This window comes from Bradyrhizobium sp. LeoB3, from assembly GCF_055456055.1.
Genome location: NZ_JBVBEF010000010.1, coordinates 14,994 through 36,001, shown reverse-complemented (window position 1 = coordinate 36,001; position 21,008 = coordinate 14,994). Strand labels below are relative to the sequence as shown.

The window sequence follows — 21,008 nt, the reverse complement described above, 5'->3', positions numbered from 1 at the left end:
CGGCGGCGCGGGACAGCGCACGCAAGCAAACTTAGCGTTACTCCCGCAACGTTGGATACCGGTTTTGGGACCGGTTTGAATGCAATTTTTTTGAGCACCGCCGGCATTGGCGGCGCAGCCGGCGAGAGGTCAGAGCAGAAAGAAGGCCATCAGGATGAGAATGAGGGCGACCGTCGCGGTGCCGTATTTGACCAGCGCGATGAAGCCTTCGTAGGTCCGCTCATGCTCGATGTAGTCGTTGCCGTCGGCAGTGGTGTAAGCCACTTCGCTATGGTTCGCCATCCTTGTCCCCAGTCATCAAACGTCTGATTTTCAAGCGTGCCATAGCGCAAAGCCGCGGACAGGGCAACGCCGCCTCGCCTATCGCCTCATTCGGAAGGCCAATTATCCCGGATCCAGCGGGTGAGGCTTTCCTCGCTGACCTCGCCGGCCGCGAGTGAGAGGATGATCGATGTTGCGTGCGCCGGATCAGGACTGAAGTTGACGCCATTCTTGATCAGAAACGTCATCATCGCCATGAAGGCGATCCGCTTGTTCCCATCGACAAAGGCGTGGTTCTTGGCGAGGCCAAACGCATAGGCCGCCGCGAGCTCGGTCAGCGAGGCCTGTTCGTAGCGCCATTTGTTAACCGGCCGCTCCAGCGCCGATCGCAGCATGCCCTCATCGCGCAAGCCGGGAGCTCCGCCGAAGCGGCGGAGCTGGCGGGCATGGATGGCGATGGCCTGCTCATAGGTGATCCAAAGCGGCTCTTTCGGAATTTCCACTACTTTGCAAGCGCCGCCAGCGTATCGCGATATTTGTCCATGATCTCGTCTGCAACTTCCATCGTCCGTTCAAAATCCGGATCGTAGGGAAGCGCCTGAAAACCGCCTCCCGGAAGTTCGGTGACATGCAGTTGCTGACCGCGCTTGAGGTCGAGCCGCTGCATCAGCTCGCGGGGGAGCAGCAGGCCATCGGAATTCCCGATCTTTTTGATCTCGATTTTCATCAGGATTTTGCCTTTTAAGTTGCGCACAATCGCGCAGTTGCCCTGTAAGAGCTTCAAAAAGCACTATAATTCGCACATCTCAGCGCACGTTATACATCAGTATAACGCACCCTCAGGCGTCGTTCAACAAGTGTTTTACAGTCTACCGTCCCTCAGCCCATCGCCTCAAGCTCGTCGATCATCCCTGAAATCACCGACAGACCACCATCCCAGAATTTCGGGTCCTTGGCGTCGAGGCCGAACGGCCTGAGCAACTCCGAATAGTGCTTGGTTCCGCCGGCTGCGAGCATGTCGAGATAGCGTTCCGCAAAGCCCTCGGAGGCGTGCTCGTAGACGGCGTAGAGCGAGTTCACCAGGCAATCGCCGAACGCATAGGCGTAAACGTAGAAGGGCGAATGGATGAAATGCGGAATGTACATCCAGAAATTCTCGTAGCCCGGCTTGATCTCGATCGCCGGCCCTAAGCTCTCGGTCTGCACGGAAAGCCAGATCTGGCCGATCCGCTCGGCGGTCAATTCGCCGTTCTTGCGCTCGGTGTGCACCGCGCGCTCGAACGAATAGAACGCGATCTGCCGCACCACGGTGTTGATCATGTCCTCGACCTTGCCGGCGAGCAGCGCCTGGCGCTGCTTGGCGCTCTTGGTCTCGGACAACAGGCGCTTGAAGGTCAGCATCTCCCCGAACACGCTTGCGGTCTCCGCAAGCGTCAGCGGTGTCGGCGCCATCAGGGGGCCGTTCTTTGCCGCCAGCACCTGGTGCACGCCATGGCCGAGCTCATGCGCCAGCGTCATGACATCGCGCGGCTTGCCCTGGTAGTTCATCAGCACGTAAGGGTGCGCCGACGGCGTGGTCGGATGCGAGAAGGCGCCTGGGGCCTTGCCCGGCCTGACCGGCGCATCGATCCAGCGGTCGGTGAAGAAGCGCTCGGCGATCGCGGCCATATCGGTGGAAAAGCCGCGATAGGCTGATAGCACCATGCTCCGCGCCTCGGGCCAGGCAATCGTGCCGGTCGCGGCAAAGGGCAATGGCGCGTTGCGGTCCCAATGCGGCAGCTTCTTCTTTTTGAACCAGCCCGCCTTCAGCCGGTAGTAGCGGTGCGACAGCTTCGGATAGGCGGCGCGCACGGACGCGACTAACGCGTCCACCACCTCGCGCTCGACGCGGTTGTTGAGATGGCGGGAATCCGCGACATCCTGGAAGCCACGCCAGCGGTCGGAAATCTCCTTGTCCTTGGCGAGCGTGTTGGTGACCAGCGCGAACGTACGCTCATTGGCCTTGAAGGTTTTCGCCAGCGCCTCCGCCGCCGCCTTGCGCTTTGCGCCATCGCGGTCCTGCAGGAAGTTGAGCGTCGGCTCGATCGCGAGTTCCTTGGCGCCGACCTTGAAGCGCAGGCCGGCGATGGTCTGGTCGAACAGCCGGTTCCAGGCGGAATAGCCGCTCTGCGACTTCTCGTGGAAAAGCTGCTCGATGCGATCCTCGAGTTGATAAGGCTTCTCCTTGCGCAGATCCTCGATCCAGGGCCGGTAATGCGCGAGCTCTTCGGCCTGCATCGCACGCTCGATCACATCATCGTCAATGCGGTTGAGCTCGAGCGCGAAGAACAGGAGGTGCGTCGAGGCCGCCGTCAGGCGCTCTGAAACATCGCCGTAAAATTTCGTGATCGCGGGATCGACGCTGTCGCCGGCATGCACCAGGCCGGCAAAGGAGCCGAGCCGGCCGGCGAGGTCGTCGATCGCTTCATAGCGTCGCACGGCTTCGGCGAGCCACTTTCCGCCATCTTCCCGGGCCGTATGTTCCGCAAGCTTGCCCTTGTAGTCGGTCTCAAACGCGACGCAATCTGCATCCATCTTCGCCAGGTCGCGCGCGACTTCCGGCGCGTCGATCCCGGAATAGAGGTCGGCGAGATTCCATTCCGGCAATTTGCCGGTTTTGCCCACGACCTTCTTCGCGGCGGACTTGTTGGCAGCGGATTTGGCCTTGGCCGGCTTGCGTTGGGTGGGTTTGCGGAGAGCGGAGGAGCGCGAGGTCATCTTGGCGGTAACCTGTGTTCAATCGGAGATGCGGCGGCGAAATGTGCGGGGGTGGGCAACGTTTAAGAGGGCGTTAATCGGCTTCGGCGAGAGTGCCCCGATTCGAGACAGATAAGCGTAACGTGCGGGGAAAACCATGGCTGCCACCATTTTGATTGCCGATGATGACGCAGTACAGCGCCGTCTGGTTGAAAACATGGTGCAAAAATGCGGCTACCAGCCCCTCGTAGTCGATAGCGGCGATGATGCCATCTCCGCACTCACCGCCCAGGAAAGCCAGACCATCGATGCGGTCGTGCTCGATCTCGTGATGCCCGGCCTCGACGGCCTCGGCGTGCTCGCAAAGATTCGTGACGCTGGTTTGAACGTCCCCGTCATCGTGCAGACCGCGCATGGCGGCATTGACAATGTGGTCTCGGCGATGCGCGCCGGCGCCCAGGATTTCGTCGTCAAGCCGGTCGGCTTCGAGCGGCTGCAGGTATCCTTGCGCAATGCGCTGAACACTTCTGCACTCAAGGGTGAATTGCAGCGCATCCGCCACAGCCGCGAGGGGCGGCTCACGTTCACCGACGTCATCACCCGCAGCGAAGCCATGACAAGCGTGCTGCGCACCGCGCAGAAGGCCGCTTCATCAGCCATTCCGGTGTTGATCGAAGGCGAATCCGGCGTCGGCAAGGAATTGTTCGCCCGCGCCATCCACGGCAGCAGCGAACGCAAATCGAAGCCTTTCGTTGCGGTGAACTGCGGTGCGATCCCCGACAATCTCGTGGAGTCGATCCTGTTCGGCCACGAGAAGGGCGCCTTCACCGGCGCCACCGAACGCCACATGGGCAAGTTCGTCGAAGCCCATGGCGGCACGCTCTTCCTCGACGAAGTCGGCGAACTGCCGCTGACCGCACAGGTGAAGCTGTTGCGCGCGCTGCAGGAGGGCACGGTGGAAGCCGTCGGCGGCCGCAAGCCCGTGAAGGTCGACGTCCGCATCATTTCCGCGACCAACCGCAAACTGCTCGAGCTGGTGAAGGCCGGCCAATTCCGCGAGGACCTGTTCTATCGCCTGCACGTCCTGCCGCTGACGATTCCGCCGCTGCGGCAACGGCGCGAGGACATCCCGCATCTGCTGCGGCATTTCCTCGCGCGCTTCAACGCCGAGGAAAACCGCAACATCACCGGCATCAGCGGCGAGGCGATGGCGCATCTTTCGCAGCTCGATTGGCCCGGCAACATCCGCCAGCTCGAAAACACGGTGTATCGCGCTGTGGTCATGAGCGATGGCGACCAGCTTGATCTCGCCGACTTCCCGCAGGTCGCCGCGCATCCACTTGCTGACCCAGCCCCGACGCATGGCGAGCCGCTGATCGTCGCCCCGTCCACGGCGCCCGCGATAATATCGGGTAGTGAAATACCCATTGCGCCGCTGCCTGCCACCGGCAATCTCTCGATGCTGACCAGCAGCGGCGATGTGCGGCCACTGGAAGAGATGGAGAACGAGATCATCCGCTTCGCGATCTCGCATTATCGCGGGCAGATGTCGGAGGTTGCGCGGCGCCTGAAGATCGGCCGCTCGACGCTCTACCGCAAGATCGACGAGGCCGCGGCAAATGACTCCGCCGACGGCGCCGGCGGCACCAATTGAGCCGATCGGCGTTTATGCCCCGGAGCGGGCATTCGGTCGTGGCTTCGCATGCTCAGTTCGGAACCTATTGAACCGTGGCTTGGGGGTGACAGACAAACGGGGTGCCGCGTGGCAAAAATCGCGCAAGACCGAGTGCAAGTGGTTGATCAAGGTCAGTTTGTCGTGAGTTGCCCCGCATGGCGCTGGCTGCATGAAGGGGGCGTCTGTATCGTCTGCGTTGATTTGTTGCGTGCAGGCGTGAAGGAGTTTTGATCGAGTGAGGCCGGCGCTTCCGCGCAATCTCAGAGCATGATCCGGGAAGATCATGCTCGAACGAATCGAGCGTGATGACGGCTCTAACGAAGCGTCATCAGGCTCCGGGACCATGATTTGAGAACTGTTCCAATGCCGGGCAGTTCGCCCCAGGGGGAGTGACGATGCGAGACTGTTCGAAAGGCCGAACCGGATTCGACCGCGTGCTGATGGCCGTCGCCGCGACGTTCCTGACGGTCTCCGCGACCTCGGCGCTGGCCCAATCGGACACGCCGCGCGCGAGTGCCGCAGAACTCGCGATCGATGCCGCAATCCCGCGTCCCGAGCCTGCCAACGTTCCGCCGCCGACCGCAGCCGATATCAAGCTGGACACCACCGCTTCGGTGCCGGATGCGACCAAGGACGCCATCACGTCGAGCGAACCCGACGCCGCCACCAAGACCGCAGAGCCCAAGCTGGAATCCAAGCCGGCCGATGTCGTCACCGCGCCCGCCGCCGAGCCGAAGCCGAGCGATGTGGCAAAGGACGCGCCCAAGGACACACCGAAGGAGCCGGTCAAGAACGACACCGCCACGGTGACGCCTTCAGCCGCGCCCGCCGCTGCGACCGCCGCTCCTGCAACCGTCACTGCGCCAGCCCCGGCGACCGCCAACGCGCCTGCTGCCGAGCCCGCCAAGGAGCCGGTCAAGGCTGCGAGCAACGTGCCGGCGGAAGACCAGCCGGTTGCCGACAAGCTTCGCGAGACGCTGGCCAGCAAGACGCTGCGCACCTTTGACCGCAAGAACGAGCGCGCCGCGGTCGAGAAGTTCTACTCGGCGCGCGACTATGCGCCGGTATTCACGCAAGGCGGCAAGCTGACCGCTACCGGCAAGGGCGTGATCGCGCGGCTCAAGGACGCCGCCTCCGACGGCCTCAACCCGGAAGACTATCCGGTGCCGGAGTTTGCCTTGGCCTTCTCCTCGCCCGACGCGCTGGCGGATGCCGAGCTGAAGCTCGTCGCCAGCATGCTCGACTACGCGCGCCAGGCCCAGAGCGGCCGGATGCATTGGTCGCAGGTCTCGGCCGACATCCTCTATCCCGAGCACCCGATCGATCCGTCGGAAGTCCTCGCCAACGTGACCGGCGCCAAGGACGCCTCCGCCGCGCTCGACAGCTACAACCCGCCGCACAAGCTCTACCGTGAGCTCAAGGCGAAGCTCGCCGAGCTGCGCGGCCTCGGCGACGGCCCGATGATCGAGATCCCGGAGGGACCGGTGCTGGCCTACAAGGCCGCCACCAAGAAGCAGCCGGGCGAGGCGCCGGAAGATCCGCGCGTGCCGCAGCTCCGCGCCAAGCTCGGCGTTGCCGAGAATCCGGACGATACGCGTTACGACGCCAAGGTCGCCGAAGCCGTGCGCAAATTCCAGCGCAGCGTCGAGCTGAAGCCCACCGGCGTGCTCGACGACCGTACCGTGAAGGCGATCAACAGCCCGAAGCGCGACCGACAGATCGACACCGTCATCGTCAACATGGAGCGCTGGCGCTGGCTTCCGCGCCAGCTTGGCGCGGCGTCCCTCGGCAACGCCTATGTCATCCTCAACATCCCCGACTACACACTGCGGGTGATGCAAAACGGTGCGCCGGTCTGGACCACACGCGTCGTGACCGGCAAGCCGGGGCAGCACGCCACCCCGCTTCTGACCGAGACGATGAAGTACATCACGGTGAACCCGACCTGGAACGTGCCGCCGTCGATCATCTACAACGAGTACCTGCCGGCCCTGCAGCAGGATCCGACCGTGCTGCAGCGGATGGGCCTGCGGCTCGAATACGGCCGCGACGGCTCGATTCACATCTCGCAGCCGCCGGGTGAAGCGAATGCGCTCGGACGCATCCGCTTCAACTTCCCGAACAAGTTCCTGGTTTATCAGCACGACACGCCGGACAAGAACCTGTTCGGCAGGGAAGACCGCGCCTTCAGCCATGGCTGCATGCGCGTGCAGAACCCGGACCAGTACGCTTCCGTGCTGCTCAACATCACGATGACGGACGAGCGTTGGACGCCCGAGCGAATCCGCAGCATGTATGGCTCGAGCGAGATCGACCTGAAATTCCCGACCCCGATCCCGGTCAACATCACCTACCAGACCGCGTTCGTGGACGACGCCGGCAAGCTGCAATTCCGCAAAGACGTCTATGGCCGCGACGGCGCCATGCTGGCGCTGCTCAAGAACAACCGCGGCAAGGACCTCGAATCAGTGGTGGCGCATGCGCAGCCGAACTATTCGCGCCCGAGCCGCAACAGCCTGCCGCCCGGCGTCAGCATCGCCAGCGAGAACACCAATTCCGGCCTGAACTTCTTTGAACGGCTGTTCGGCGGCGGCCAGCCGGTGCCGCCCGCTCCGATTGGACGCGGACAACCGCGCGGGGTGTTCACCCGTTAATTTACCGCTCCCTGAGCGCGCCAGATTCCTGAGCAAAATCAACGATCCCGCCCATGCGGCGGGATCGTTTATATTAACCATTATTCATCTGGCACCGCTGGCGGCTCTTTTTCGCCACAGTCAACAGTTTAGGTTGACTTCAACTTGGGAAACGGGATGGTAAATCTCGGTTAACCGTCCCGCTTTAAGAATGCGTTCACCGCCTTTCGCCGGGGTCTGCGAAAGATAAGGTCGAACGCTCGACGATTGGGTGGGCTCATCGGTGCTGGCTGTCCGCACACGCCACTATAAACTGCTGTCTTTCCCGAAAGCCGGATGTCAGGTCGGGCTGACGTCGCTATTGCTGCTCGCAGGCGCCGGATCGGTTCACGACGCCGCCGCCCTGAACGAGACTCGCACCCTCTCCTTCCACCACACCCATTCGAACGAAGACCTCACCATCACCTTCAAGCGCGACGGCCGCTACGACGAAGACGCGTTGAAGAAGCTCAATCATTACCTGCGCGACTGGCGCACCCAGGATGAGACCACGATGGATCGTCGGCTCTTCGACATCCTCTGGGAAGTCTATCGCGATGTCGACGGCAAGCAGCCGATCAACATCATCTCCTCCTACCGCTCTCCCGCTACTAACGCCATGCTCCGCCGCCGCTCCTCCGGGGTGGCGCGCTTCAGCCAGCACATGCTGGGGCATGCGATGGATTTCTACATTCCCGGCGTGCCGCTCGAGCAGATCCGCTATGCCGGCCTGCGCCTACAGCGTGGCGGTGTCGGTTTCTATCCGACCTCCGGCTCGCCTTTTGTTCACCTCGACACCGGGTCGATTCGCCATTGGCCGCGCATGACGCACGACCAATTGGCAAGGGTGTTCCCGGACGGCCGCACCGTCCACGTCCCATCCGACGGCACCCCGTTGAAGGGGTATGAGCTTGCCCGCGCCGACATCGAGCGGCGCGGCAACGGCGATGGCTCCTCGTCCGGCGGCAACAAGATCGGCGGCTTCCTGACCGCGCTGTTCACGGGCAAATCGGCTGCCGGCAGCGACGAGGACGACGAGGGCGCGGCGCCGGCGGCCGCCGAGAAGCCCGCGCCCGTCCTGGCTTCCGCCAAATCTGCCGATTCGAAGCCGGCCGACCCCGTGCCGATGCCGCGCGCAAAACCGCAATTCGCCTCTACCATCCAGCTCGCCGCGGCCGACGCCCAGATCGTCCCGGCGGCAAAGGCGAAGCCGGCAGCGCCGGCGCCAGCCGAGAAGTCCGAGCCGAAACCCGAGACGCCTGCTGACATCATCAATGCCCGCGGCTTCTGGGGCGACGATCTACCGGCAGCGAAACAGGCGACAGCCGCGCAGATCGCAGCGCTCAAGGCGCGCGAGGCGGTCGGCGCCGCCGATCCGCAGGCCACTGCCAGCGTGTCGGAGAATTTCAACAAGGCGCTCGCCTATGCCCCGGCCAACGCGCCTGTTGACCGCAACAATATCGTCGCCGCCTCTGCGCCAGTCCCGCGCAGCGCCCGACCGACCCGCAACGCCGGGGCCGTCGCGAGCGAGATCAACACCGTGGTCGCCAAGGGCACGCAGGGTCAGGGCAGCGTGATCTCGACCTCGACACGCATCTCCGCCGCCAAGGGCAACGATCTCTGGATGCGCGTGGTCATGCTGGCGCCGAGCGCCAGCAACGCCATGCAGACCACCGTGCTCGGCGATACCGACATGACCTTGATGCGCGCCCATTTCGTCAAGCCGCAGGCCGCGGTCAACATGACCTTCTCGAACGATCCGATGCTGGGCATGAGCTGCGACAGCTTCACCGGCTCGGCCACCGCAACGCTACCGACGACGTCCTTCGTCGTCCGCACCGCCGCGCTGCGCTAAGCTTTCTTCCGCAAATTCGGTGCCGTCCCCGCGAAAGCGCGGACCCATAACCACAGGCGCGCGTTGTTGGAGCTGCGGCCCAGCTTCACACAACACGGATATCGGTGGTTATGGTTCCCGGGTCGCGCTTCGCTTGCCCGGGACGACGAGAGTTGTGCGGTCGGGCTAACGCCTCAGATCATTCCGAGCGCCTGCATGTAGGTCTCGATGATCGTCTCCTGCTCCTGGCGCTCGTTCGGGTCCTGCTTGCGCAAGCGCACGATGGTGCGCAGGGCTTTGACGTCGTATCCGTTGCCCTTGCTCTCGGCATAGACGTCGCGGATGTCGTCCGAGATCGCCTTCTTTTCTTCTTCCAGCCGTTCGATGCGTTCGATGATGGCCTTGAGCTGGTCCTTTGCGAATCGGGTCGCGGGTTCTTCTTTGACGGCTGCGGAGGTGGCCATCGGGTACTCCTGAAATGGAACTGGTGTTGAGGCGTCCTGTTGAGGCGTCTTGGCGGTATGCGCTCCTCACGGATCGCGTGTCGGAAATGACCCTCAAGTTTGGGACGCCTCCCGTCAAGGAAACGTCGCGCTCATCCACAGCGCGCCCACAGGAGATGCTGGCGTTACCCGCAACCACCGTCATTCCGGGGCAATGCGCAGCATTGAACGACGATGCGCAATTGCGCATCGGAGAATCTCGAGATTCCGGGTTCGTCCTTCGGACGCCCCGGAATGGCGGAATGCGTATGCCTCAATGCCCGGGGTGGGCCTTCTTCATCGCGGCCAGTTGCTCCGGCGTCGCCGTGCCTTGGTATTTTGCCTTCCACTCCTCATAGGGCATGCCGTAGACGGCCTCGCGGCTCTCATCCTTGCTAACAGCCACACCCTTGGCATCGGCCTCTTCCTTCATCCAGTTGGAGAGGCAATTCCGGCAGAATCCGGCGAGGTTCATCAGGTCGATGTTCTGGACGTCGGTACGGCTCTGCAAATGCTGCACCAGGCGCCGGAAAACGGCGGCTTCCAGCTCGGTCTTGGTCTTGTCGTCAATGGTCATGGGCCGTCATCCCGGTTTGTGATTCCCACCATATTGATATCAGGTGGGATTCGTCACAGATTTTGCCACATCGCTGCGCAAAACAGCATGAAATCGGGTGGGATCGGCGGTTTTCGATGGCAGAAGCCCGCCTGCCTTCCGTTGACAGGCGCCGCCGAGCCACGCGAAATCGTCAATGATTCGGTGTAGCTTCGCCTCATGATCGTACTGGATTCCCTGCCCATCCCCCCTCGTCTGCTTGCCGGTCTTCTGCCCGTGCTGGCGCTTGCGGCGGCGTGCCTGTGGACCAGCCCGGCTGCGGCCGATTTCCGGCTCTGCAACAATACCGCCAGCCGGGTCGGCATCGCGCTCGGCTACAAGGACGCCGAGGGCTGGACCACCGAGGGCTGGTGGAACATCTCTTCGCGCTCCTGCGAGACCCTGCTGCGGGGCAATCTGGTCGCGCGCTATTATTACATCTACGCGCTGGACTATGACCGCGGCGGCGAATGGTCGGGCCAGGCCTTCATGTGCTCGCGCGACAAGGAATTCACCATTCGTGGCACCGAGAATTGCCTGGCGCGCGGCTATGACCGCACCGGCTTCTTCGAGGTCGACACCGGGGAGCAACGGGCGTGGACCGTACAACTGACGGAAGCCAACGAGCAGCCGGCGCAGAAGGTGCCGGGAATGCCGGGCGGGGTCGCACCGGGGACTCCCGCAGTGCCAGGCCTGCCCAATCCACCGGGCGGAACGCCTCCAGGCGCGTCTGGTCTACCTCCAGCCGCACCTCCCGGAAGCAAGCAATGAGAAGACTGCGTCGGATCAAGATCCTCGCGACCTTGGGTCCCGCCTCCTCCGACAGCGCAATGATTCGCAAGCTGTTCGAGGCCGGCGCCGACCTCTTTCGCATCAACATGAGCCACACCCCGCATGACAAGATGCGGGACCTCGTGAAGACCATCCGCAATGTCGAGTCCAGCTACGGCCGGCCGATCGGAATCCTGGTCGACCTGCAGGGACCCAAGCTCCGGCTCGGCGCCTTTGCCGAAGGCTCGGTGCAGCTCAACAACGGCCAGAGCTTCGTGCTCGATTCCGACAAGACACCGGGCGACAATACCCGCGTCAACCTCCCGCATCCGGAGATCCTGGCGGCGCTGCGGCCCGGCCACGCGCTATTGCTCGATGACGGCAAGGTGCGGCTGATTGCGGAAGAGACCTCGCCCGACCGCGCGGTGACGCGCGTGGTGATCGGCGGCAAGATGTCGGACCGCAAGGGCGTCAGCCTGCCCGACACCGACCTGCCGGTGTCGGCGATGACGCCGAAGGACCGCGCCGATCTCGAGGCTGCGCTGACCACCGGCATCGACTGGATCGCGCTGTCCTTTGTGCAGCGCGCCGAGGACGTCCACGAGGCCAAGAAGATGATCCGCGGCCGCGCCGCCGTGATGGCGAAAATCGAGAAGCCGCAGGCGATCGACCGGCTGGCCGACATCATCGACGCCTCCGATGCGCTGATGGTCGCGCGCGGCGATCTCGGCGTGGAGCTGCCGCTGGAGCGCGTGCCGAGCCTGCAGAAGCAGATGACGCGAATGGCACGGCGCGCCGGCAAGCCGGTGGTGGTCGCAACCCAGATGCTGGAATCGATGATCCAGGCGCCGGTACCGACCCGCGCCGAGGTCTCCGACGTCGCCACCGCCGTCTATGAGGGCGCGGACGCGATCATGCTCTCGGCGGAATCGGCTGCCGGCAAATATCCGGTGGAAGCGGTCACCACCATGAACCGCATCGGCGAGGAGGTGGAGCGCGACCCGACCTATCGCGGCGTGCTCAATGCGCAGCGCGCCGAGCCGGAGCCGACGGTCGGCGACGCGATCGCGGATGCCGCGCGCCAGATCGCCGAGACGCTCGACCTCTCGGCGATCATCTGCTGGACCTCATCGGGCTCGACCGCGATCCGCGTCGCGCGCGAACGGCCCAAGGTGCCGGTCGTTGCGATCACGCCGAACCTGGCGACGGGCCGCAAGCTCTCGGTGGTGTGGGGCGTGCACTGCGTCGTCGCCGAGGACGCGCGCGATCAGGACGACATGGTCGACCGCGCCAACTCCATCGCATTCAGGGATGGCTTTGCCCGCGCCGGCCAGCGCGTGATCATCGTCGCCGGCGTCCCGCTCGGGATCCCCGGCACCACCAACATGGTCCGCATCGCCTCCGTCGCGCCGCAAGGGGAAGCGGAGAAGTGACGCAATCTCGCCGTCGTCCCGGCCTTGAGCCGGGACCCATAGCCACAGGGAGTAGTTGTGTGACGAAGGCGTCGACCAGATCGCGCCACCGATAGATTCCGCGGTATGGGTCCCGGCTCAAGGCCGGGACGACAGCGATGGAGCTTTCGGCTACGCTCCCACCAGCGCCTTTGCCGGTGTCGTCGCCTGCACCACGAGGCCGCGGGCGCGGGCGTCCATGACGCCGACGGCGCGCAGTGCGAGCAGCGTCACGGTCTGCACGGCGTCGCGCAGCTTGACGGGATCGTCGAGATTGTCGGGCGCGAGCGGTCCGACCAGCGACTCATGCAGCGCGCCGAGCAGCGCGGTGGCGGCAAGCGCGGTATCCTGCGCCGGCAGATGGCCAGCGCGCACCGCGGCATCGATTCGGATGGCGATCTCACCGGCGATCTCGCGCCGGCTGGCCAGCCGCGAGGCGGTGACATCGACATCGACAGGCTCGGCCAGGATGCCCCAGGCGAGCTTGCGCTGCGACAGCACATGGACGGCAACCGTGGTGACCGCGGCGGCCAGCGCCGAGGACGGCCCGGGCGCGGCATCCGCGGCCCGGCGAATCGCGGCGAGCTCGTCGCGCGAGACCTCGGCGATCAATTCGGAGATCAGGTCGGCCTTGGACGGAAAATAGCGGTAGACGGTTCCCGCCGCGACATGGGCGCGGACCGCCACCGGCGCGATCTGCACCGCAGCCATGCCGCCGTCCGCCGCCGCCTCGCGCGCCGCCGCTAAAATGGCGCTGCGCCGGGCGGCCAGCCGCTTTACCACCTGATGGGTTCGCCGATAGACCATGGCGCAGTTCCCGTCCCCAAGCTCCCGCCGGCTCGGGATCGGCCGAACGAGACTTCACTATTTTAGGCGATCGAGCGCAGATCGCTGCAAAAGCTGAACACCTATTCATGGCGTCTGGCAAGACGGATTTGTGCCTTCTGGAATGCACAAAAAGGAGGGGTCCCGGCTCAGCGACCTTGGTTACTCCCAGCTTAAGGCACCCCCGTTCTGGTACTCGATCACGCGGGTCTCGAAGAAATTCTTCTCCTTCTTCAGGTCCATCGCCTCCGACATCCAGGGGAAGGGGTTGTCGGCTTCATCGAATACCGGCGCGAGCCCAAGCTGGGCGCAACGGCGATTGGCGATGAAGTGCATGTAGGTTTCACAAAGTGCCGCGTTCAGTCCGAGAAAACCGCGCGGCATGGTGTCCCGTCCATAGGCCGCTTCGAGCTCGGCCGCCGTCCGCACCATGTCGCGAATCTCCTCCCGGAAGGGCTTCGTCCAAAGATGCGGATTCTCGATTCGGATCTGGTTGATGACGTCGATGCCGAAGTTCAGGTGGATGGATTCATCGCGCAGGATGTACTGATATTGCTCGGCGATCCCGATCATCTTGTTGCGCCGGCCGAGCGAGAGGATCTGCGCGAAGCCGGTGTAGAACCACATGCCTTCGAAGATGACGTAGAAAGCGACGAGGTCGCGCAGGAACGCCTGGTCTGCTTCCGGCGTCCCGGTCCTGAAGTCGGGATCGTCGAGATGCTGCGTATGTTTCAGCGCCCACGCCGCCTTATCAGTGATCGAGGGCACCTCCCGGTACATGTTGAACAGCTCGCCCTCATCGAGCCCCAAGCTCTCGACGATGTACTGGAAGGTATGGGTGTGCACGGCCTCCTCGAACGCCTGCCGCAACAGATACTGCCGGCATTCCGGATTGGTCAGATGGCGATAGATCGCGAGCACGATGTTGTTGGCGACGAGGCTTTCGGACGCCGCGAAGAAGCCGAGATTGCGCTTGATCGCGCGCCGCTCATCTTCGGTCAGGCCGTCGCGCGACTTCCACAGCGCGATGTCGGCCTGCATCGAGACCTCCGTCGGCATCCAGTGATTGTTGCAGGCGGCGAGATATTTCTCCCACGCCCATTTGTACTTCAGCGGCAGCAATTGATTGACGTCGGCGCGGCAGTTGATCATGCGCTTGTCGTCGACCGAGACACGGCTGCCATGGCGATCGATCGCACCTAAGCCGGTCTGGTTGCCGGCTGCGGCGACGTTCATGAGGGGGACCGCGTGGCGCGCGGTCGTAGCGGGCTCTGACCAGTCGAGCATGGCGTTATTCCTTATTCCGCTGCTCACTGGCAGGCTTCACATTCGGGATTGTCGATCGAGCACGCGATGGCGCCGGACAAGTCCGGCGCGCTGGACATCGCGGGAGCTACGCTGACGGCGTTGAGCTTGCCGTCGGTGCCCTTCAGCGTCGACTTCTCGACATGGGTGGCGCTGCGCGAGCGCAGGTAATAGGTCGTCTTGAGGCCGCGCTGCCAGGCCAGGCGATACAGCGCATCGAGTTTCTTGCCGGAGGGGTTGGCGATATAGAGGTTGAGCGACTGCGACTGGTCGATCCATTTCTGCCGCCGCGCCGCCGCCTCGATCAGCCAGGCGCTGTCGATCTCGAACGCGGTCGCATAGAGCGCCTTGAGATCATCAGGGATACGGTCGATCGCACCTAAGCTGCCATCGAAATATTTGAGATCACTGACCATCACCTCGTCCCACAAGCCCCGCGCCTTGAGGTCGCGGACCAGGAAGGCGTTCACGACGGTGAAATCGCCGGACATGTTGGATTTGACATAGAGGTTCTGGTAGGCGGGCTCGATCGACTGCGCCACGCCGCAGATGTTGGAGATGGTCGCCGTCGGCGCGATCGCCATCACATTGGAGTTGCGCATGCCGACCGTCTTGACGCGCTCGCGCAGGCCGTCCCAGTCCAATGTGCGCGAGCGGTCCATCGCGACGTCGCCGCGCGCTTCCGCCAGCAGCTCGATCGAATCGATCGGCAGGATGCCCCGGCTCCACAGCGATCCCTCGAACGACGGGTAGCGACCGCGCTCGGCGGCGAGATCGACGGAAGCCGAGATCGCGTGATAAGCGATCGCCTCCATGCTGGTATCGGCGAAGGCGACAGCCGCGTCGGACGCAAGCGGGATCCGCAGCACCTGCAGCGCATCCTGGAATCCCATCAACCCGAGGCCGACCGGCCGATGCCGCAGGTTGGAGCGCCGCGCCTCGGGAATGGTGTAGAAATTGATGTCGATGACATTGTCGAGCATCCGCATCGCGGTCGCGACCGTCCGCTTCAGCCTGGCCGTATCGAGCCCGCGCTCGCCGACGTGATTGAGCAGGTTGATCGAGCCGAGATTGCAGACCGCGGTCTCCTCGTCCGAAGTGTTGAGCGTGATCTCGGTGCAGAGATTGGAGGAATGGATCACGCCGGCGTGGCGCTGCGGCGAACGCAAATTGCAGGGGTCCTTGAAGGTGATCCAGGGATGCCCGGTCTCGAACAGCATGGTCAGCATCTTGCGCCAGAGATCAACGGCACGGATGGTCTTGGATACCCGCATCTCGCCGCGCGCGGCCTTGTCTTCATAGGACGCGTAGCGCTCGGCAAAGGCCTTGCCGTAGAGATCGTGCAGATCGGGCGTCTCGTCCGGCGAGAACAGCGTCCATTCGCCGTCGGCCTCGACGCGCTGCATGAAGAGATCAGGCACCCAGTTGGCGGTATTCATGTCGTGGGTTCGGCGGCGGTCGTCGCCGGTGTTCTTGCGCAGGTCGAGGAATTCTTCGACGTCGATATGCCAGGTCTCGATATAGGCACAGACCGCGCCCTTGCGTTTTCCGCCCTGGTTGACGGCAATCGCGGTGTCGTTGGCGACTTTAAGGAACGGCACGACGCCCTGGCTCTCGCCATTGGTGCCCTTGATATGGGCGCCCAGCCCGCGCACCCGCGTCCAGTCATTGCCGAGGCCGCCGGAATACTTGGCGAGCAGCGCATTGTCCTTGATCGACTTGAAGATGCCGTCAAGATCGTCGGGAACGGTGGTGAGGAAGCAGGACGACAATTGCGGCCGCAGCGTGCCGGAATTGAAGAGCGTCGGCGTCGACGCCATGAAGTCGAAGGAGGACAGGAGATTGTAGAACTCGATCGCGCGCGCTTCCCGATCGATCTCGCGCAGTGCAAGCCCCATGGCGACGCGCATGAAGAACGCTTGCGGCAATTCAATCCGGTGGCCGCGGACATGCAGGAAATAGCGATCATAAAGCGTCTGCAGCCCTAAGAACTGGAATGCAAGATCGCGCTCCGGCTTCAGTGCCGCGGCCAGCTTGTTCAGGTCGAAGCGGCCGAGTTCGGGATCGAGCAATTCGGCCCTGATGCCGGTCTTGATATAGGCCGGAAAATATTCGCCATAGCGCACCGCCATGTCGGCCTGCGACGCCGTCGTTGGCGCGCCCTGCACGAAGGACAGCACTTCAGTGCGGAGCTTGTCGAGCAAGAGGCGCGCGCTGACATAGGCGTAGTTCGGCTCCTGCTCGACCAGCGTACGCGCCGCCATCACGCTGGCGAGCGCGAGTTCCTCCTGGCTGATGCCGTCATAGAGATTGCGCTGGATTTCCCCGACGACAGGCGCAGCGTCGACACCATCGAGCCCGGCGCAGGCCTCGCCGACGATCATCGCCAGCCGCGCATGGTTGAGCGGCACCTTGCTGCCGTCCGCGAGCGTGACGTGGACGATTGGCCCGCTCGATGCCGTTGCGGATTTAGTTGCCTGCTGTTCGGCGCGCTGCCGCGCCCGCTCCTCGCGATAGAGCACATAGGCGCGCGCCACCTTGTGATGGCCGCTGCGCATCAATGCCAGTTCAACCTGGTCCTGGATGTCCTCGATATGAAAGGTGCGGCCTTCGCTCATCCGGCGCGACAGCGCGCCGACGACTTCGGCGGTCAATTCCTCGACCGCTTCGTGCACGCGGCGCGACGCAGCCGCCGTATTCCCCTCGACCGCAAGGAAGGCCTTGGTCATCGCCACCGAGATCTTGCCGGCATCGAATTGCGACACCGTGCCATTGCGGCGGATCACCTGCATCGGCAACCGCGCTTCCGGCGCCGCGATCGATTCGGGGCGCAGGTGGATGAGAGGCGACGCGGTGGCTTCGCGATCGAGAGAGAGTGACATCTTGCAGACCCCGTGATGTTGCTGGGGCCGGATGTCGGAGGCGACGCTGCGTGATGATGCCGGCGGCGTACCGGCATGAGCCTGCAAGCGACCGCCGGGACACCCCGCCCGTGGACGTTATTTTGCTGTCGCGGCAGGTCTCCTGGCTCGCAGGTCGGCGTCACTCCCCGTCTTCCCAATGCGATGCCGCATCAGTGACGTCTAAAATCGGGAGCAACTCACTGCTTACAGTTGCGGGGGCAGCGCTAGATTCTCGCGAGAAACGCGCGATCACCAGCTTCCCTCTTAGCCACCATTCCTTGCGTCATGATGGACCGTGACAGCTACATCTGGTGCGATTTGGGGAATGCTGTCAATGGCACGTATGGGCGAAGCGCAAAAATTCCGGTCCATGCCGTTGGCGCTGTGAACAACCGGCACCACGCGCACGTGATGTCAGCCGAGTTGACGTTCGCGCGATCTTGCCGGTAAGTGATCGTGTCGTGGTTCTTCGGAGAGATCTTTTCCGGAGCTAAGAGGGAAGCCGGTGTAAAGCCGGAGCTGCCCCCGCAACTGTAAGCGGCGAGCCGCGGTCCACAATTGCCACTGAAGCCTGCAAAGCTTCGGGAAGGCCGGACCGCAGCAACGACCCGCGAGCCAGGAGACCTGCCTCGACAACATACACGTCCTCGGGCGGGGTGTCCCGGTGGTGCGGTTGCGATTCCGTGCGCACCTCGCGCGGGGAATCCAGACGTGTCACTACGGCCTTTGCCCCCAACTCATGGGGTTAAGCCAATGTCTTCCACTTCACTTGTTGTTGCGTCCCTCGGCACGCCGCGGATCGGTCCGCGCCGTGAACTGAAATTCGCGCTGGAACGCTTCTGGTCCGGCGCGTCAGACGAAAAAACGCTGATCGAAACCGGCGTCGGGCTGCGCGCGGCCAATTGGGCGCGGCAGAAGAAGCTCGGTATCACCGTGATCCCGTCGAACGATTTCTCGTTCTACGATCAGGTGCTCGACACCTGCGCAATGGTCGGCGCTATCCCGGAAAGCTACGGCTGGACCGGCGGCGCGGTGCCGCTTGCGACCTACTTCGCGATGGCGCGTGGCGCCAAGGCCGACGCGCATGACGAGGCCTGCGGACATGCCCATCACGCACACGGCGTGGCGGCGCTCGAAATGACGAAATGGTTCGACACCAACTATCACTACATGGTGCCGGAGCTTCGCAAGAACCAGTATTTTGCACTCTCATCACGCAAGCCGATCGAAGAGTATGAGGAGGCGAAGGCGCTCGGTTATCAGACCCGCCCCGTGCTGGTCGGCCCGGTCACGTTCCTGAAACTGGCCAAGTCCAAGGAACCGCATTTCGACACGCTGTCGCTGCTCGACAGGCTCCTGCCGGTCTATATCGAACTATTGCGCGAACTCGCTGCCCGCGGTGCGGAATGGGTACAGATCGACGAGCCCTGTCTCGTGCTTGATCTGGACGCCGCCGCTCAGCAAGCCCTACGGCGCGCCTATTCCGAAATCGCCAAAGCGGTGCCGGACATCAGGATCATGCTGGCGACCTATTTCGGCGGGCTCGGCGGCAATCGTACGGTCGCGTTTGATCTTCCGGTCGCCGGCCTCCATCTCGATCTCGTGCGCGCGCCCCAGCAGCTCGGCGATCTCATCGACGTTCCGAAAGAACGGGTGCTGTCGCTCGGCGTGATCGACGGCCGTAACGTCTGGCGCGCGGATCTGAGCCGGATCCTCGATCAGCTTGGGCCCGTCGTCGCAAAGCTCGGCAAGGAGCGCATTCAGATCGCGCCATCCTGCTCGCTGCTTCATGTACCCATTGATCTCGCCCTGGAAACCAAGCTCGATCCCGAGGTGAAGACCTGGCTTTCATTCTCGGTGCAGAAGCTCGAAGAGCTTGCCGCGCTGGGCGCGGCGCTTGGAAGTGGCCGGGCCCATGCGTCCGAAGCGATCCGAGCGTCCGATGCCGCCGCGGCCGCGCGCAAGACCTCACCGCGGATTCACGATGCCAAGGTTGCCCGGCGTCTCGCCGCCATCGATGACGGCATGCGCCATCGTGCCAGCCGGTTCGCCGAGCGTGCCGAGGTGCAGCGCGAGCGGTTCAATCTGCCACGCTTCCCGACCACGACCATCGGCTCCTTCCCGCAGACAACCGATGTCAGAAACGCACGCGCCGCACATGCCAATGGTGCACTCAGCGATACCGCATACAAGACCTATCTGCAGCATCAGACCGCACGCGCCATCCGCTGGCAGGAGAATATCGGGCTCGACGTCCTGGTCCATGGCGAGTTCGAGCGCAACGACATGGTGCAGTATTTTGGCGAACAGCTTTCCGGCTTCGCCTTCACCGAGCTCGGCTGGGTGCAGTCCTATGGCTCGCGCTGCGTCCGGCCGCCGATCCTCTATGGCGACGTCTCACGACCACAGCCGATGACGGTCGAATGGTGGCAATTCGCGCAGTCACTGACGGCAAAGCCGGTGAAGGCGATGTTGACCGGCCCCGTCACCATCCTGAACTGGTCGTTCGTCCGCGACGACCTGCGGCGTAGCGACGTGTGCCGACAGATCGCGCTCGCGATCCGCGACGAGGTGCTCGATCTCGAGATGGCCGGCGCCGGCATGATCCAGATCGACGAAGCGGCACTGCGGGAAGGCCTGCCGCTCCGCAGGTCGGAATGGAAGACCTATCTCGATTGGGCGGTCGATAGTTTCCGCATCTGTTCCTCCGGCGTGCAGGACGAGACCCAGATCCACACCCATATGTGCTACTCCGAGTTCAACGACATCATCGACGCCATCGCGGCGATGGACGCCGATGTCATTTCGATCGAGACCTCGCGCTCGAAAATGGAATTGCTCGACGCCTTCCGGAACTACCGCTACCCGAACGAAATCGGTCCCGGCGTCTACGATATCCATTCACCGCGCGTGCCTGACATTGGCGAGATCACCGACCTCCTCAAGCTCGCAAGAGAGCGGCTCTCCGACACGCAGCTCTGGATCAATCCCGACTGCGGCTTGAAGACCCGCAAGTGGGAAGAGGTGCGCCCGGCGCTCGCCAACATGGTCGCCGCCGCCCGCGAATTGCGGTCGCTCGGCTAGATAGCGCCGCCCCGTCTCTTATCCTGCGGCGGCTCGAAGAGGAGAACGCCATGCGCTTCTGGATTCAATGCACTAGGTTCGAGACGGAGCAGCCCATTCACATCAATATCGCGCTCGTCGGCAGCATGTGGCGCGACGGCGAGCGCACCGTACTCGCCTTCGTCGGTGGCGATGGCGAGAGGATTGAGGTCGTCGAGACACCGGAGCAGATGTTGGACCGGCATCTCGGCGCGCCCGGGACCGCATGACGATATGCAGTCGGTTGCAAGGTTATTGCGAGGAGCAAGACGACGAAGCAATCCATCTCGCCGCTTGCGGAGACCTGGATTGCTTCGTCGCTTGCGCTCCTCGCAATGACAGCGTCGTCCTGGCGAAGGCCAGGACCCATAACCACAGGCGTTTACAGTGTGCTCC

16 protein-coding genes and 2 riboswitches are annotated in these 21,008 nt (G+C 63.5%); of the genes, 7 read left to right on the top strand and 9 right to left on the bottom strand.

What is annotated here, in order from left to right:
- Positions 1 to 129: 129 nt before the first annotated feature.
- From ACZXDY_RS10285 to ACZXDY_RS10270, 4 genes are all read right to left on the bottom strand, one after another.
- A complete protein-coding gene (locus tag ACZXDY_RS10285) occupies positions 130 to 282 on the bottom strand; it encodes an aa3-type cytochrome c oxidase subunit IV (RefSeq protein ID WP_028166992.1) in 153 nt (50 codons plus the stop codon).
- Positions 283 to 368: 86 nt separating this feature from the next.
- Entirely contained in the window at positions 369 to 764 is a 396-nt protein-coding gene (locus tag ACZXDY_RS10280; protein ID WP_464345409.1) for a type II toxin-antitoxin system death-on-curing family toxin, read from the bottom strand.
- Positions 764 to 988, bottom strand: coding sequence for an AbrB/MazE/SpoVT family DNA-binding domain-containing protein (locus ACZXDY_RS10275; RefSeq protein ID WP_028166990.1), 225 nt, complete (start codon positions 986 to 988; stop codon positions 764 to 766). Before ACZXDY_RS10275 ends, ACZXDY_RS10280 begins: the two co-directional genes overlap by 1 nt.
- 152 nt (positions 989 to 1,140) lie before the next feature.
- Positions 1,141 to 3,018, bottom strand: a complete 1,878-nt coding sequence (locus ACZXDY_RS10270) for a M3 family oligoendopeptidase (RefSeq protein ID WP_464345408.1) — start codon at positions 3,016 to 3,018, stop codon at positions 1,141 to 1,143.
- A 136-nt stretch (positions 3,019 to 3,154) separates the two neighbouring features.
- Between ACZXDY_RS10270 and ACZXDY_RS10265 the strand changes: the two genes are divergently transcribed.
- The 3 genes from ACZXDY_RS10265 to ACZXDY_RS10255 all read left to right on the top strand — a co-directional run bounded on the left by ACZXDY_RS10265 (position 3,155) and on the right by ACZXDY_RS10255 (position 9,199).
- The gene (locus ACZXDY_RS10265; protein ID WP_464345407.1) at positions 3,155 to 4,651 is read left to right on the top strand and encodes a sigma-54-dependent transcriptional regulator; all 1,497 of its coding nucleotides are present in this window, start codon (positions 3,155 to 3,157) and stop codon (positions 4,649 to 4,651) included.
- 416 nt (positions 4,652 to 5,067) lie between these two features.
- Entirely contained in the window at positions 5,068 to 7,326 is a 2,259-nt protein-coding gene (locus ACZXDY_RS10260; RefSeq protein WP_464345406.1) for a L,D-transpeptidase family protein, read from the top strand.
- A gap of 262 nt (positions 7,327 to 7,588) precedes the next feature.
- Positions 7,589 to 9,199: a peptidoglycan L,D-endopeptidase MepK gene (locus ACZXDY_RS10255; protein WP_464345405.1), complete on the top strand. Its 1,611-nt coding sequence runs from the start codon at positions 7,589 to 7,591 to the stop codon at positions 9,197 to 9,199.
- 173 nt (positions 9,200 to 9,372) lie between these two features.
- Here ACZXDY_RS10255 and ACZXDY_RS10250 read toward each other — a convergent pair whose 3' ends face one another.
- A complete protein-coding gene (locus ACZXDY_RS10250; protein WP_028163653.1) occupies positions 9,373 to 9,642 on the bottom strand; it encodes a DUF2312 domain-containing protein in 270 nt (89 codons plus the stop codon).
- 292 nt (positions 9,643 to 9,934) lie between these two features.
- Entirely contained in the window at positions 9,935 to 10,237 is a 303-nt protein-coding gene (locus ACZXDY_RS10245; protein WP_028163654.1) for a DUF1244 domain-containing protein, read from the bottom strand.
- A gap of 198 nt (positions 10,238 to 10,435) precedes the next feature.
- Between ACZXDY_RS10245 and ACZXDY_RS10240 the strand changes: the two genes are divergently transcribed.
- Positions 10,436 to 11,026, top strand: coding sequence for a DUF1036 domain-containing protein (locus ACZXDY_RS10240; RefSeq protein ID WP_165435525.1), 591 nt, complete (start codon positions 10,436 to 10,438; stop codon positions 11,024 to 11,026).
- Positions 11,023 to 12,459, top strand: a complete 1,437-nt coding sequence (pyk, locus tag ACZXDY_RS10235; RefSeq protein ID WP_028163656.1) for a pyruvate kinase — start codon at positions 11,023 to 11,025, stop codon at positions 12,457 to 12,459. Before ACZXDY_RS10240 ends, pyk begins: the two co-directional genes overlap by 4 nt.
- A gap of 150 nt (positions 12,460 to 12,609) precedes the next feature.
- On the opposite strand, the gene ACZXDY_RS10230 is transcribed toward pyk, so the two are convergent.
- From ACZXDY_RS10230 to ACZXDY_RS10220, 3 genes are all read right to left on the bottom strand, one after another.
- Entirely contained in the window at positions 12,610 to 13,284 is a 675-nt protein-coding gene (locus tag ACZXDY_RS10230) for a TetR/AcrR family transcriptional regulator (RefSeq protein ID WP_028163657.1), read from the bottom strand.
- A 180-nt stretch (positions 13,285 to 13,464) separates the two neighbouring features.
- The gene (locus ACZXDY_RS10225; RefSeq protein WP_464345404.1) at positions 13,465 to 14,589 is read right to left on the bottom strand and encodes a ribonucleotide-diphosphate reductase subunit beta; all 1,125 of its coding nucleotides are present in this window, start codon (positions 14,587 to 14,589) and stop codon (positions 13,465 to 13,467) included.
- Positions 14,590 to 14,612: 23 nt separating this feature from the next.
- Entirely contained in the window at positions 14,613 to 17,489 is a 2,877-nt protein-coding gene (locus tag ACZXDY_RS10220) for a ribonucleoside-diphosphate reductase subunit alpha (RefSeq protein ID WP_464345403.1), read from the bottom strand.
- 115 nt (positions 17,490 to 17,604) lie between these two features.
- Positions 17,605 to 17,823, bottom strand: a riboswitch (cobalamin riboswitch).
- Positions 17,824 to 17,955: 132 nt separating this feature from the next.
- A riboswitch (cobalamin riboswitch) is annotated at positions 17,956 to 18,156 on the top strand.
- Positions 18,157 to 18,263: 107 nt separating this feature from the next.
- Here ACZXDY_RS10220 and metE point away from each other — a divergent pair.
- Positions 18,264 to 20,594: a 5-methyltetrahydropteroyltriglutamate--homocysteine S-methyltransferase gene (gene metE / locus ACZXDY_RS10215; RefSeq protein WP_464345402.1), complete on the top strand. Its 2,331-nt coding sequence runs from the start codon at positions 18,264 to 18,266 to the stop codon at positions 20,592 to 20,594.
- Positions 20,595 to 20,644: 50 nt separating this feature from the next.
- Positions 20,645 to 20,842 (top strand): hypothetical protein, encoded by a 198-nt coding sequence (locus tag ACZXDY_RS10210; protein ID WP_464345401.1) that lies wholly within the window; start codon positions 20,645 to 20,647, stop codon positions 20,840 to 20,842.
- Positions 20,843 to 21,008 lie beyond the last annotated feature (166 nt).